Genomic DNA, 12,842 nt, shown 5'->3' on the forward strand with positions numbered 1-12,842 from the left:
CGACGGGAAATCCCGTGTTGCGAAGCTGCGGTCGAACACAAACAGCGCAGTCAGCGCAGACACCGCAGCTTCTCGCAGTGCCGCGAGCCGCGACGGAACCCCGCAGCAGCACGCCAAAGGATGAGACCCGTGACCTTCAAGGCTGAGTACATCTGGATCGACGGCACCGAGCCGACCGCGAAGCTTCGCTCCAAGACGAAGATCATCGCCGGCGAGACCCTCGCGCTCGAGGAGCTGCCGATCTGGGGCTTCGACGGTTCCAGCACGAACCAGGCCAAGGGCCACGCCTCCGACCGCGTCCTCAAGCCGGTCTTCGTCTGCCCCGACCCGATCCGCGGCGGCAACGACGTCCTCGTCCTGTGCGAGGTCCTCAACACGGACATGACGCCGCACGAGTCCAACACCCGCGCCGCGCTCGTCGAGGTCGCCACGAAGTACGCCTCCCAGGAGTCGATCTTCGGCATCGAGCAGGAGTACACCTTCTTCGAGGGCACCCGCCCGCTCGGCTTCCCGGTCAACGGCTTCCCGGCCCCGCAGGGCGGCTACTACTGCGGCGTCGGCGTGGACGAGATCCACGGCCGCCCGATCGTCGAGGCGCACCTGGAGAACTGCCTCAAGGCCGGTCTCGGCATCTCCGGCATCAACGCCGAGGTCATGCCCGGCCAGTGGGAGTTCCAGGTCGGCCCGCTGTCCCCGCTGGAGGTCTCCGACCAGCTGTGGATCGCCCGCTGGCTGCTCTACCGCACCGCCGAGGACTTCAACGTCTCCGCCACCCTCGACCCGAAGCCGGTCAAGGGCGACTGGAACGGCGCCGGCGCGCACACCAACTTCTCCACCAAGGCGATGCGCGAGGGCTACGACGCCATCATCACCGCCTGCGAGTCCCTCGGCGAGGGCTCCAAGCCGCTCGACCACGTCAAGAACTACGGCGCCGGCATCGACGACCGCCTCACCGGCCTCCACGAGACCGCCCCCTGGGACCAGTACTCCTACGGCGTCTCCGACCGCGGCGCCTCGGTCCGCATCCCCTGGCAGGTCGAGCAGGACCAGAAGGGCTACATCGAGGACCGCCGCCCCAACGCCAACGTCGACCCCTACGTCGTCACCCGCCTCATCGTCGACACCTGCTGCGAGGCCCTCGCCAAGGCCGGCCAGGTCTGACCCCCAGCACTCCGCAAGGGGCGCCCACCGTTTCACACGGTGGGCGCCCTTTCCGTCATGTGGGATGGATGACACGATGTTCGACTGCCAAAGGCTCGTCGGCGGCATTCCCTTCTGGTTCAATAGGGATATGGCCATCATGCAGAACGACACCGCGACGGGTCGCCACGACCTCGAGCCGTTCTGGCCTACCCGGGCGCACCACGACTTCGACCGGTGCTGTCGACGCGTGAGGAACGCGTCGGCCCTCTAACGCCCTGACCGGTACGAGCCGGTTGCGGCCTTCGGCCGACGCGCACGACGTACGAGATCTCTCCGTCCGTTTCTTCGCGCGAAAGAGCTGATTTGCCATGGCCCAGACCCAGACCGCTTCTCTTGCCGCCGTTCGTCCTGGTCGGCATCGACTGCGTGCCGTCGATCCGAACGAGGTCGTCGACTTCTCGCAGGTGGCGAGCTTCCTGCCGCCGGGTGCCACGCTGCTGCCGGCGCCGCAGCACGCGCTGCCGACGTTGCCGGGGCGCCCGCCGATGGTGGGGTACCTGGTGCTCGTACCCGCCGATCAGCAGGCGCAGTTGCCGGTGGCGCCCGCGGCCGTACCGGCTCCCGTCGCGGCGGGAGTGGCGGTGGAGGAGCAGGGGCCGGTGGCCATCGACGGGGTGCAGCGGATCGCGTTCGTGGACGGGGAGGCGCTGGACCTGACGTATCTGGAGTTCGAGCTGCTGGCGCATCTGGTGGGGAACCCGCACCGGGTGCACACGCGGGACCAGTTGGTCACGACGGTGTGGGGGTACGGGCATGTGGGCGACGGCCGGACGGTCGATGTCCATGTGGCCCGGCTGCGCCGCAAGCTGGGGGCCGAGCACCGCCACACGATCCAGACCGTGCGGCGGGTCGGCTACAAGTACACGCCCTGATCAGGCGGTTCGGCCGGAGCGTGCCCTCACCTTCGCCAGGGCGGCGAGGGTGAGGTCGACCGCGAGGAAGAGCAGCAGGCTGAGGCCGAGCAGCGGGACGAACCAGCCGACGACGGCCGTGACGGCCGCGAGCGGCAGGAGCAGGGTCACGGGGACCTTCCGCCAGGCGCCGCGGGCCACCGGGCGGCCCGGGCGGCGCAGCCACCACATGCGGTAGCCCCACAGGATGAGCAGCACGAGGGCGAGCGCCAGGGCGGCGAGGGCCAGTTGGTTGAAGAGGCCCAGGAACACGCCGGTGTGCGCGTCGATGCCGATGCGGGTGAGCTTGGCGAGGAGCGGGTAGTCGGCGAAGGCCAGGCGGTCGAGGACGGTGCCGTCCGCCGGGTTCACGGCGACCGAGTCGAGCTGGACCGGGAACTGCGTGTCGGTCTCCTTGACCACGTACCCGTTGCCGTCGGCGGGCAGCTTGACCGAGATCCGCGGGCTGTCGATGCCGGCCGCGCGGGCCGCCTCGACCGCCTTGTCGAGGCCTATGTCCGTGCCCGTGGCGGGAGCGGCCGGGGAGTGTCCGGCGCCGTGGCCCTCGTGTTCGGAGGAGGAGCCGGCGCCGGAGCCGACGGTCGCGGTGAGGGTGGGGGTGGCGCCGCCGAGACCGTCCTGTACGGCGCCGATGTTCTCGCCCGCGTACGTCGACCAGGTGAGACCGGTCGCCGAGAGCAGCACGAGGCCGGTGACGGCCCACAGGCCGACGGAGCCGTGCCAGGAGAGCGTGCGGCGGCGGGACTTCGGGCCGCGCTCGGGGAGGATCAGGGCGCGGCGGTTGCGGCGCCGGCGGCCGAGCCAGAGCAGCAGGCCGCCGAGGGCGATCACCCACAGCCAGCTCGCGGCGAGCTCGCTGTAGATCCGGCCGGTCTCGCCGAGGTGCAGGTCCCGGTGGAGCTCGTCGAGCCAGGTCCGCAGGGGCAGGGCGCCGGAGCTGCCGAAGCTGGGCAGCTGTCCGCGCACCTCACCGGTGTAGGGGTTCACGAAGACGGCCATGGAGGCGTCCTCGGGCGCGTCCGGGTCGGCCATCAGGACCCGGGTCGTCGCGCCGGGTTCGGCGCCGGGCCAGACGGCGGTGACGGTGCCGTTCGGGTTCGCCGCCTTCGCGGTCTCCACCTGCCGGGAGAGCGGCAGGGTGGTGTCGCCGACGGGGACTTCGAGTTCGTGCGCGTAGTAGACCTTCTCGGCCTGGAAGGAGAGCGCGTACAGCAGGCCGCTCACGGCGGCGACGAGGAGGAACGGGGCGACGAGAACGCCCGCGTAGAAGTGGAGGCGCAGGACGAGGGGGCGCAGGGCGCTCCAGGTGCCGCCCCGCCTGGTGGGCGTGTCGGCGGGCTTCGCTTCGAGTGTGTCCGGGGTGTCCGGGCGTGCGGGATCGTCGATGGTCGTCATGACTGACTGTCCTCGGGAGTTCGGTGCAGACAGGGGAAGGGGACCCCCGGTCAGACGTGTGCTCCGAGGGTCTTGGCGCGGGGTGCGGACAGTCGGGGCGGGCCGCGCCGGGACAGGGTGTGCGCGAGGACGACGGTGTGGGGGCGGTGGGCGTCGCGGCGCGGCCGGCGGTTCGGCAGGCGCGGGGCGTCGGGCACGCGCACGCGTGCGAAGAGCGCGCGCAGGGGCGTGAAGGCGTAGGCGAGGGCGGCTCGCGCGAGGGTGAAGAAGGCGGCCTCGCCGTGGGCCAGCCAGAGGCCGCAGAGGAGCGCGGCGAGGAGGTGGACGGCGAGCATGCCGGCGCCGGATCCGGTCGGCGCGGCCGTGGCGGTGGTCGCCGTGTGGTCGGCCATGCCGCTCATGCCGCTCATCGCGTGCGCGTGCGTGGGGGCCATGCCGGGCATCGCGGGCATGGCGGGCATCGCGGCGGAGACCGGCTGGTGCGCGCCCGTCGTCGAGAAGGTCAGGTGGAGGGCGCCCTGGAGGGTGAGGAGGGCGCCGGCGATCGTCGGGGTGCCTCTGCGGCGGCCGGCGGCGGTCCAGGCGAGGGCGGTCGTCGCGGCGAGGGCGGCGAGGAGCGTGGAGGGCGGAAGTTCGTGCGCAGACATGGACGAATGCCCCACGGCTGCCAAGGCCACGCACACCACCGCGAAAAGTGCGGCTCGTAGTGCGCGCAGGGGCGACCGGGCGTCCGTCATCGTGCGTCATGGTCTCATCCCGGCCGAATGGCCGAAGAGAGGGCCTCCGGCATCGTTCCTCCCGTGGCGGAATCCTCCGGGAGCGGAACCCCTTCATCGGGGCCGGGCGGGCCGGGCAGGCTTCGGACCATGAGACTGCTGATGCTCGGAGGTACGGAGTTCGTCGGCCGCGCGGTCGTCGAGGAGGCGCTGGGGCGGGGCTGGGAGGTGACGGTGTTCCACCGGGGCCGGCACGAGCCGCCGGCGGGAGCGGTGTCGCTGATCGGGGACCGGACGGCGCCGGGGGGCCTGGCCGCGCTCGAAGGCGGGTCGTGGGACGCCGTCGTGGACACGTGGTCGGCGGCGCCGTCGGCGGTGCGGGACGCGGCGCGGCTGCTCGCGGACCGGGTGGGGCGGTACGCGTACGTGTCGAGCCGGTCCGTGTACTCCTGGCCCCCGGCCGCCGGGCTGGCGGAGGACGGGCCGCTGGTGGAGGGCTCGCAGGACGACGGGGACGTGCCGTACGCGGAGGCGAAGCGGGGCGGCGAGCTCGCCGCGACGGCGGCCTTCGGGGCGGACCGGACGCTGCTCGTGCGGGCGGGGCTGATCCTCGGCCCGTACGAGAACGTGGGCCGGCTCCCCTGGTGGCTCGGCCGGATCGCGCGCGGCGGCCAGGTCCTGGCGCCCGGGCCGCGCGCCCTGCCGATCCAGTACGTCGACGTCCGTGACCTGGCCGGGTGGACGCTGGACGCGGTGGCAGCCGGGCTTTCGGGGCCGTACAACCTCATCTCGCCGGCCGGGCACGCGACGATGGGCGAGCTCCTCGACGTCTGTGTGCGGGTCACCGGATCCGACGCCGAACTGCGGTGGGCGGCGCCGGAGGTGCTCGAAGGCGCCGGGGTCGAGCCCTGGACGGAGCTGCCCGTGTGGGTGCCGCCGGGCGAGACGTACGACGCGCTGCACGCGGCCGACGTCTCCCGCGCGGTCGCCGCCGGGCTGCGCTGCCGGCCGGTGGCCGAGACGGTCGCCGACACCTGGGCCTGGCTGCGGTCGATCGGCGGGACCGCGCCGCAGCGCCCCGACCGGCCGCCGGTCGGCCTCTCCGCCGAGCGGGAGCGGAAGGTCCTCGCGGAGCTGTCCGCGTCCGGGGAGTGAGGGCCGGGGCGTACGGCTCCGACCTGCCTGTCGCGGGGTGATCCACTACGGTCGGTACGACGGTGTACGAAGTTTGTCCCCATTCGCGCGTACCGGAGGAGCCGACGCCATGCCCGCCATCCCCGCCACCTCCGTCGCCAATCTCCGTGACCTCGGCGGGCTGCCGCTCGGCGGCGGGCGGTCGGTGCGGGCCGGCCGGGTGCTGCGCGCGGCGCAGCTCGACCGGCTGGAGCCCGAGGAGCCGGTGGTGGCGGGCCTCGGGCATCCGTACGGTCGTGGACCTGCGGACGGAGCGGGAGCGCGCGGAGCGGCCCGACCGGCTGCCGGCGGACGCGCGGCTGCTCGTCGCGGACGTGCTCGGCGACCAGCTGGCGGGCAGCGGACTGCCGCCGGCCGCGCGGCTGAAGACGCTGCTCTCCGATCCGGCGCTCGCGGAGGAGCACCTGGGCGGGGGGCGGGTGCGGGAGGCCTTCGAGCGGACGTACCGGACCTTCGTTTCCGGGGACTCCGCCCGTGCCTCCTACCGCGCCCTGCTCGGCGAGCTGGGGACGCCCGGGGCCGGCCCGCTGCTGTTCCACTGTTCGGCGGGCAAGGACCGGACGGGCTGGGCCGCCACGATCGTGCTGTCGCTGCTCGGCGCGGACGAGGAGACCGTGCGGAGCGAGTACCTGGCGGTGAACCCGGCCGTGCGCCAGGCCTTCGCGCCGATGATCGAGGGCTTCACGGCGCAGGGCGGCGACCCTCAGCTGGCGCTGGACCTGATCGGAGTGCTGCCGGAGTACCTCGACGCGGCGCTGGACGAAGTGGCGGTCCGCCACGGTTCCATGGAGAAGTACGTACGGGAGGGGCTCGGGGTCCACGACGAGGTGACGGAGCTGATCCGGGAGCGCTTGACGGTGACCTCGGCCTGAATCTCCCCCTCCGGGCGGGCCTGGCGTGACGCGGGGCCTGGCGTGACGCGAGCCGGGCGGGACACGGGACCCGGCGCCGCGTGGCGGCCGGGGTGACCATCGGAAGAATCGCTCGTTCTGCTGAACGTGAGCACCCAGGATCTCGTTCCCTCGCCCGTGGGCCCCGTCGACGTCGAGCAGGCCGAGGCCGCGCTCGTCGAGCGCTATCCGCGTCTCGTCCGCATCGCCTATCTCGTGCTGCCGCCGTCGCTCGGCCGCAACCGGCGGGTGCTGACCGCGCACGCGCTCGTGCAGCGCTCGCTGCCGCGCCGCCGGGTGCCGGGCCCCGCCGCGGTGCCGGAGCCGCGGCGCGCCGAGGACGCGGTCGATCCCGGGTACGCGTACGTGCGGGGCGAGGTGCTGCGGCAGGCGCTCGTCGCCGGGCTGCCGCTGCGGCGGCTCGCGCTGCCGCGCCGCGCGCAGTTCCCGCCGCTGCTCCCCCACGTGTGGGGCCTGCGGCTCTTCCCCCGAGTCGGCGGCGCCGACGAACTCGCCCTCGACCAGCACCTCTCCCGCCTCTCCGGCCCCGGGCGCGCCGCCTACGTCCTGCGCGGCCTGGAGCGGCAGGGCGACCAGGAGGTGCTGCGCGTACTCACCGCGGCCGGTGTCGACGACCCGGCGGCCGCCCTCGCCGAGGCCGACGCGCTGGACGCGCTGGAACTCCCGGAGGACGAGGCCTCGGCGCCGGGCGGCCCCGCCGGGCCGGTCACCCCGGGCGGGTCCGGTGAGCGGGTCGGGGAGCAGGCGGGGCCGGGGCGGGGGCGGGCCGGCGGGCCGGGCAGGGGCCGGGCGGACCTTCCGCCGGGCGGCGCCGACGGGTCCGGGGCGTCCGGACCGTCGGCGAGCCGTGGCCGTACCGGCGGCGCGGGTGGTCCGGGGGGTGCGGGTGGTGCGGGTGGTCGCCCCGGCGCGGGCGGTGTCCCTGGCACTGGTGGTGTCACCGGCGCGGGCGGTGTCCCCGGCACTGGTGGTGTCACCGGCGCGGGCGGTGCGGGTGGTCGCCCCGGCGCGGACGGTGCCCCCGGCACTGGCGGTGCCCCCGGCACTGGTGGTGTCCCCGGCGCGGGTGGTCGCCCCGGCGCAGGCGGTGTCCCCGGCCCTGGTGGTGTCGCCGCCGCCGGGCCGCTCGGGGGTGGGCGGTCCGGGCGGGTCAGTGGGGCGGCGTTGCTGGAGTCGGACGAGTTCGATCCGTGTGCCTTGCAGGCGCGGCCGACGGATCTGATGCGGCGGCGGCAGCACGGGAGGGCGGCGCTGGTGGCGGTGGCGGCGCTCGCGGTGTGCGGGATGCTGCTGGGGCTGCCGGGGGACGGCTGGGGAAGAAACGGTGCTGCCGCGCCCTCGTACGCGCGCAATCCGGCGGCCGAGGCGGCGCTCGACCCGGGGGCGGTCAAGCGGGTGCCGCCGGCGGTGTGGCCGGGTTCCACGCGGCAGGACTTCTCGGTGTGGCCGGCGCGCGGTGGTCTCGTCGGGGACAGGGCGCTGGTGAAGCGGGCGCTCGCCGTGTGGGCGCGGCCCGGGCTCTCGGTGCGGTCGTCGGCGACGCCGGGGACGCCGGTGGGGCCGCCGATGGGGCCGCCGCAGCTGCTGTTCGCCGGGGTGGTGGACGGGGCGCGGGTGGTGCTGTTCCACGACGGGCTGCGGGCGGTGCGGTACGCGGAGCCGACCGGGGGTGCGGCGGGGGCCGCGCTCGACTTCGCGCGGACGGACGGGGCGGACACGGTCGGTTCGGAGGCCCTCGTCGTGTCCAGGGCCTCGGGCAACGTCCGCTATCTGACGGCTCCCTGGGTGCACGAGGCCGCCGTGCGGGACCTGCTGGCGCCCGCGAAGGAGCCGTGGCCGCTGGCCAGGGACACGTACGGGGTGACCGAGCCGGTGCCGAGCCCGGCGGAGGCGAAGGGCTGTGTCCGCTGGAACACCCTCCAGGTGCGGGACGGTTCGGGGTCGCGGCTGCTCGCGGACCTCGGCGAGCTGGCGCCCGCGCGGCTCCTGTGGGGCCCGCCGGCGGCTCCGGCGGACGCGACCGGGCGCGAGGCGCGTGAGGCGTGGGCGCGGACGGCCTGCCAGCTGACGGCGGTGCGCGCGCACGGGGTGCGGTCCGTCAACGCCTGGCGGTTCGCCCGGCAGGAGCTGCCCGAGGGCGCCGGGCGCGGCACGTGGCTGTGCACGCGCGCGGAGACCTGGCGGGGCACGGGCGGTCGCGTCCTCGCCCAGTTCCTGGTCCCTTCGGCGAAGGTGCCGGCGGCGCTCGCGGCCCGCTCCGAGGGCTCGCCCGCGTGCGGGGTGCGCGATCCCCGTGTCCTCGCGGGCGTCCTGTGGCAGGCGCCGGGCGGCGGCTGGTACGTCCTGGCCGCGGGCAGCCCGGAGTTCGCCTCCCTCCGGCTGTCGGGCGGTGTGAAGGGCCGCTCGCACGGCCCGGTGCTCGCGGTGCCCGCTAAGGCGGGGGCGCGGGCGGACCTGGACGGCACGCTGGGGGACGGCACGCGGCGGGCGGCCCTGCGCTGACGCGGCCGCCGGACCGGGGAAGGCACCGGCCGCCGGACCAGGGAAGGCAGCCGGTCGCGGTCCGCGGGAGACACCCGGTCGCGGTCCGCGGAAGACACCCGGTCGCGGTCCGAAAAAGGCCGTGCAAGGGCCTGTCGCCGATGGCCTACCCCTCAGTACATTGACGTCATGTCTAATACGCAGCCTGCCCCGGTGGCGTCGGAGCACGTCGAGCTGAAGGCCCGGAAGGTCTCCTTCGACTGGGAGGAGACCCCGCTCCACTGGGTCCCCGGCGACCCGTTCACCACGCACACGATCAACGTGCTGCACCTGCTCCTGCCGGCCGGCGAGCGCTGGTTCGTGCACGTCTACAAGCAGGCGCTGCCGTACATCACCGACGACCGGCTGCGCGAGGACGTCATCGGGTTCATCGGCCAGGAGGCCATCCACTCGCAGGCCCACGACGACGTCCTCCCCCACCTGCGGAAGCTGGGGCTCGACCCCACGCCGTACACCGCGCAGGTCGACTGGTTCTTCGAGAAGCTGCTCGGCGACCGGACGCTGCCGCCCGGCCGGCCGCGCCGCTGGTGGCTGATGGAGCGGGTCGCGATGATCGCCGCGATCGAGCACTACACCGCGTTCCTCGGCAACTGGGTGCTGAACGCCGACGCGCTCGACCGGGTCGGCGCCGACCCGACGATGCTGGACCTGCTGCGCTGGCACGGGGCGGAGGAGGTCGAGCACCGCTCCGTCGCCTTCGAGCTGTTCATGCACCTCGACGGCGGCTACCGGCGCCGCGCCCGCACCTGGGCGCTCGCCTTCTCCGCGCTGGTCTTCCTCTGGCAGCGGGGCGTCCGCTTCTTCATGGAGAACGACCCGAGCCTGCTCGACCCGAAGGCCTCCTTCATGGACTTCGTCCGCAAGGGCCGTCAGGGCGTGCTGCCGTCGACCCCGGACATGCTCCGCTCCATACCCCGCTACCTGTCCCGCGCCTACCACCCCTCCCAGGAGGGCGACACCGCGCAGGCCATGGCCTACCTGGCCTCCTCCCCCGGCGCCAACGGAGGCCACTGATGCCCCGGTTCACCACCGTCGCCCTCGCCGCAGGCGCCGCCCTGCTCGTCCGCAGGGCCGTCCGCCGCCGCATGTCCACGGCCCCGCTCTGGCCGATGCCCGCCCTCGACGAGCCCGTCTCCGGCTACGGCCGGGGCAGCACCGTCCCCCGCAAGGTCCTCGTCACCGGCCGGTCCACGCCCGCCGAAGGCGTCGTCGAACTGCGCCTGGAAGGTGACGGCCTGCCCGCCTGGCAGCCCGGCGCCCACATCGACCTGGTCCTGCCGTCCGGGCTCGTCCGCCAGTACTCGCTCTGCGGCGATCCGGCCGACCCGGGCGCGTACACCGTCGCCACCCGCCTCATCGAGGACGGCCGGGGCGGCTCGCGCGAGGTCCACGAACAGCTCCACGCGGGCGCGGAGATCGAGATCCGCGGACCCCGCAACCGCTTCCCGCTGGTCGGCGCCCCCGCGTACGTGTTCGTCGCCGGCGGCATCGGCATCACCCCGGTCCTGCCGATGCTTCGCGCCGCCGAGGCCGCGGGCGCCGACTGGCGGCTCGTCTACTGCGGGCGAAGCCGCGCCACCATGCCCTACCTGGACGAGATCGGGCGCCTTGGTGCCGACCGTGTCACCGTCGTCGCCGAGGACGAGTCCGGTTACCCCGAACTCGGCTGGCTCGGCGCGCTTCCGGACGAGACCGTCGTCTACTGCTGCGGCCCGGACGGCCTGATGGACGCGGTGGGCGCGGCGATGCCGGCCGGCCGGTCCGCCCGCTTCGAGCGCTTCTCGGCCGCCGCCCCCACCGGCGGCACCGCCTTCGAGCTCGAACTGCGCCGCTCCGGCCGCACGGTGACGGTGGCCGCCGACCAGTCCGTCCTCGCCGCCGTCCGCCAGGAGCTGCCCGGCATCACGTACTCCTGTCAGCAGGGTTTCTGCGGCACCTGCCAACAGCGGGTCCTGGAGGGCGAGATCGACCACCGCGACGAACTGCTCACGGACGCGGAGCGCGACGACTCGATGCTGATCTGCGTCTCGCGCTGCGCGGGCAAGCGGCTGGTCCTGGACCTCTAGGGGGTGTCTTGCGCCCCGCCGGAGGGCTCAGGGCAGGATCAGCCAGTCGAAGGCGAGCGCGGCGGCGAGGCCGGACGCCAGGAGCCAGATCGCCAGTCGGGTACGGCCGTTGCGCGAGAGCTCGATCACGACGCCGCAGAGGATCATCGCGAGGCCGTACACGCCGACGACCAGGACGGACGTGCGGCTCGCGAGGCGCACCACGAGCACCACGGCGAGGGCGACGAGCAGGACGGAGGCGACGACGACGCCGAGCCGTCGCGCCTGCTTGGGGGTGAGGCCGGAGGCGGCGTCCTCGGTCTCCTCGGCGACCTCGGGGGCCTCGGGGGCCTCGTCGGTCTCCGGGGCCTCGGCTGCCGGGGTGTCCTGGTCGGAAGCGCTCATGAAGCAGGAGCGTAACGGACCCCGTTAGGCTGTTCGTATGACGACCGGGGTACGCCGCAGGATGGGCGTCGAGGAGCGCAAGCAGCAGCTGATCGGGGTGGCACTCGAACTCTTCAGCCACCGCTCTCCCGACGAGGTGTCCATCGACGAGATCGCCGCGGCCGCGGGGATCTCGCGGCCGCTGGTCTACCACTACTTCCCCGGCAAGCAGAGCCTCTACGAGGCCGCGCTGCGCCGCGCCGCCGACGAACTGGCGGCCCGTTTCCTCGAACCGCCGCAGGGGCCCCTCGGGGCGCGGCTGCTCCGTGTGATGGGCCGGTTCTTCGACTTCGTCGACGACCACGGGCCCGGCTTCGCCGCGCTGATGCGCGGCGGCCCCGCGGTCGGCTCCTCCACGACCAACGCGATGATCGACGAGGTCCGGCAGGCCGCCTACGAGCAGATCCTCGCCCACCTGGAGGTCGAGAAGCCCTCGGCCCGCCTGGAGTTGGTCGTCCGTTCCTGGGTCTCCCTCGCCGAGTCGACGGCGCTGCTCTGGCTGGACGGGCGCCGGGTTCCGCGCGCGGAGCTGGAGTTGCAGCTCGTCCACGACTTCGCGGCGCTGGCCGCGGTGAGCGCGGCCTACGACCCGGACATGGCGGCCATCCTGGTCGGCATCCTCGCCGACGAGCCGGCCGACGGCCCCTTCGCCGACCTGGTGGCCCGCCTGGTCGCGCTGGTCCCCGCGGCCGGGGGAACGCCCGTCGTCGTGCCCGATCAGCGCTTGCGGTAGGACGGGTCGAGGTCGCGGATCTCGGTGGTGAGGCGGACGCCGTCGGCGGCCTTGAGGTAGTCCGGCAGCAGGTCGAGGACGGCCTCGGCGAGCTTCGCCTTGAGCGCGTCCGGGCGGCCGGGCAGCAGGGCGATCTCGACGTGTACGAGGACGTCGTCGGTCGCCCCGTCGGCGACGACCAGCTCCTCGACCTCGCGGAACCGGGTCTTGCAGGCCTCGACCGTCGTGTCGACGGTCTCGGCGACGAGCAGGTGCAGGGCCAGCGCGAAGCCGCGCCGGTCGAGCGGCGCGGAGTAGTCGACGGTGATCTGCGGCATGGAAGTCACTCCTGGTGGGACGGATGTCTGGCCACACCTTTACGGTGATCTCCATGACGACACAAGTGGCCTTCCGGCGTGCGGACGAGCGCGACCTGGACGTTCTGGTGGAGCTGTTCGACGGGGCGGCGCGCTGGATGGTGCGGAACGGGATCGACCAGTGGAAGCCGGGCGGCAAGGACGCCGAGCACTTCCGGGCGCGGATCGCGGACGGCGAGGTGTGGCTGGCGTCCCACGGCGACCGGGTCGTCGGCGCGTACGAGCTGTGGTGGGAGGACGGCGACGTCTGGGGGCCGCAGCCGCCGGTGGCGGGGTACGTGCACCGGCTGATGACCGACCGGGACGCGGGGGGGGGGGGGGGGGGGGGGGGGGGGGGTGGGGGGGGGGGGGGGGGGGGGGGGGGGGCTTTTTCTGCGCTCGTGCGGGTCTACC

General features: G+C 74.2%; 12 protein-coding genes and 2 pseudogenes. 10 read left to right on the plus strand and 4 right to left on the minus strand.

Features of this window, described 5'->3' with window-relative positions:
* The first annotated feature begins 129 nt into the window (after window positions 1-129).
* Both glnII and ACZ7G1_RS07090 read left to right on the plus strand, forming a co-directional pair.
* Window positions 130-1,161, plus strand: a complete 1,032-nt coding sequence (gene glnII / locus ACZ7G1_RS07085; protein ID WP_470881498.1) for a glutamine synthetase — start codon at window positions 130-132, stop codon at window positions 1,159-1,161.
* A 350-nt stretch (window positions 1,162-1,511) separates the two neighbouring features.
* A complete protein-coding gene (locus ACZ7G1_RS07090; RefSeq protein WP_470881500.1) occupies window positions 1,512-2,075 on the plus strand; it encodes a winged helix-turn-helix domain-containing protein in 564 nt (187 codons plus the stop codon).
* Here the strand turns inward: ACZ7G1_RS07090 and ACZ7G1_RS07095 are convergent, their stop codons facing one another.
* Together ACZ7G1_RS07095 and ACZ7G1_RS07100 are read right to left on the minus strand one after the other, a co-directional pair.
* Window positions 2,076-3,509: a PepSY-associated TM helix domain-containing protein gene (locus ACZ7G1_RS07095; RefSeq protein WP_470881502.1), complete on the minus strand. Its 1,434-nt coding sequence runs from the start codon at window positions 3,507-3,509 to the stop codon at window positions 2,076-2,078. It lies immediately after the preceding gene.
* Window positions 3,510-3,559: 50 nt separating this feature from the next.
* Window positions 3,560-4,156, minus strand: coding sequence for a hypothetical protein (locus tag ACZ7G1_RS07100; protein WP_470881504.1), 597 nt, complete (start codon window positions 4,154-4,156; stop codon window positions 3,560-3,562).
* 219 nt (window positions 4,157-4,375) lie between these two features.
* On the opposite strand from ACZ7G1_RS07100, the gene ACZ7G1_RS07105 reads away from it, so the two are divergent.
* The 6 genes and pseudogenes from ACZ7G1_RS07105 (at window position 4,376) to ACZ7G1_RS07130 (ending at window position 10,937) form a co-directional block, all read left to right on the plus strand.
* Window positions 4,376-5,380 carry an NAD-dependent epimerase/dehydratase family protein gene (locus tag ACZ7G1_RS07105; RefSeq protein WP_470881506.1) on the plus strand — a complete coding sequence of 335 codons (1,005 nt, stop codon included), beginning with the start codon at window positions 4,376-4,378 and terminating at the stop codon, window positions 5,378-5,380.
* Between the two features lie 109 nt (window positions 5,381-5,489).
* A pseudogene (locus tag ACZ7G1_RS07110) lies at window positions 5,490-5,564 on the plus strand (hypothetical protein); the annotation flags it as partial.
* A 91-nt stretch (window positions 5,565-5,655) separates the two neighbouring features.
* A complete protein-coding gene (locus tag ACZ7G1_RS07115) occupies window positions 5,656-6,291 on the plus strand; it encodes a tyrosine-protein phosphatase (protein WP_470881508.1) in 636 nt (211 codons plus the stop codon).
* Between the two features lie 126 nt (window positions 6,292-6,417).
* Window positions 6,418-8,832, plus strand: a complete 2,415-nt coding sequence (locus tag ACZ7G1_RS07120; protein WP_470881510.1) for a hypothetical protein — start codon at window positions 6,418-6,420, stop codon at window positions 8,830-8,832.
* Window positions 8,833-9,000: 168 nt separating this feature from the next.
* Window positions 9,001-9,885, plus strand: a complete 885-nt coding sequence (locus tag ACZ7G1_RS07125; RefSeq protein WP_470881512.1) for a metal-dependent hydrolase — start codon at window positions 9,001-9,003, stop codon at window positions 9,883-9,885.
* A complete protein-coding gene (locus ACZ7G1_RS07130) occupies window positions 9,885-10,937 on the plus strand; it encodes a PDR/VanB family oxidoreductase (RefSeq protein ID WP_470881514.1) in 1,053 nt (350 codons plus the stop codon). Before ACZ7G1_RS07125 ends, ACZ7G1_RS07130 begins: the two co-directional genes overlap by 1 nt.
* A 27-nt stretch (window positions 10,938-10,964) precedes the next feature.
* Here the strand turns inward: ACZ7G1_RS07130 and ACZ7G1_RS07135 are convergent, their stop codons facing one another.
* The gene (locus ACZ7G1_RS07135) at window positions 10,965-11,321 is read right to left on the minus strand and encodes a hypothetical protein (RefSeq protein WP_470881516.1); all 357 of its coding nucleotides are present in this window, start codon (window positions 11,319-11,321) and stop codon (window positions 10,965-10,967) included.
* 37 nt (window positions 11,322-11,358) lie between these two features.
* Here ACZ7G1_RS07135 and ACZ7G1_RS07140 point away from each other — a divergent pair, with 37 nt between their 5' ends.
* Window positions 11,359-12,093, plus strand: a complete 735-nt coding sequence (locus tag ACZ7G1_RS07140) for a TetR/AcrR family transcriptional regulator (RefSeq protein ID WP_470881518.1) — start codon at window positions 11,359-11,361, stop codon at window positions 12,091-12,093.
* Here ACZ7G1_RS07140 and ACZ7G1_RS07145 read toward each other — a convergent pair.
* Complete coding sequence (locus tag ACZ7G1_RS07145) at window positions 12,078-12,410, minus strand: 5-carboxymethyl-2-hydroxymuconate Delta-isomerase (RefSeq protein ID WP_470881519.1); 333 nt, start codon at window positions 12,408-12,410, stop codon at window positions 12,078-12,080. The genes ACZ7G1_RS07140 and ACZ7G1_RS07145 overlap by 16 nt on opposite strands.
* 53 nt (window positions 12,411-12,463) lie before the next feature.
* Here ACZ7G1_RS07145 and ACZ7G1_RS07150 point away from each other — a divergent pair.
* Window positions 12,464-12,842 (plus strand): annotated as a pseudogene (locus ACZ7G1_RS07150) (hypothetical protein); the annotation flags it as partial.

It is taken from the genome of Streptomyces sp. NPDC037273, assembly GCF_055603625.1.

Bases quoted from the DNA above. Each gene is read 5' to 3' on its own strand.
- ACZ7G1_RS07145 (WP_470881519.1), bottom strand. From the start codon at position 12,410: ATGCCGCAGATCACCGTCGACTACTCCGCGCCGCTCGACCGGCGCGGC.
- ACZ7G1_RS07100 (WP_470881504.1), bottom strand. From the start codon at position 4,156: ATGTCTGCGCACGAACTTCCGCCCTCCACGCTCCTCGCCGCCCTCGCC.
- ACZ7G1_RS07125 (WP_470881512.1), top strand. From the start codon at position 9,001: ATGTCTAATACGCAGCCTGCCCCGGTGGCGTCGGAGCACGTCGAGCTG.
- ACZ7G1_RS07135 (WP_470881516.1), bottom strand. From the start codon at position 11,321: ATGAGCGCTTCCGACCAGGACACCCCGGCAGCCGAGGCCCCGGAGACC.
- ACZ7G1_RS07090 (WP_470881500.1), top strand. From the start codon at position 1,512: ATGGCCCAGACCCAGACCGCTTCTCTTGCCGCCGTTCGTCCTGGTCGG.
- ACZ7G1_RS07140 (WP_470881518.1), top strand. From the start codon at position 11,359: ATGACGACCGGGGTACGCCGCAGGATGGGCGTCGAGGAGCGCAAGCAG.
- ACZ7G1_RS07105 (WP_470881506.1), top strand. From the start codon at position 4,376: ATGAGACTGCTGATGCTCGGAGGTACGGAGTTCGTCGGCCGCGCGGTC.
- ACZ7G1_RS07130 (WP_470881514.1), top strand. From the start codon at position 9,885: ATGCCCCGGTTCACCACCGTCGCCCTCGCCGCAGGCGCCGCCCTGCTC.
- ACZ7G1_RS07095 (WP_470881502.1), bottom strand. From the start codon at position 3,509: ATGACGACCATCGACGATCCCGCACGCCCGGACACCCCGGACACACTC.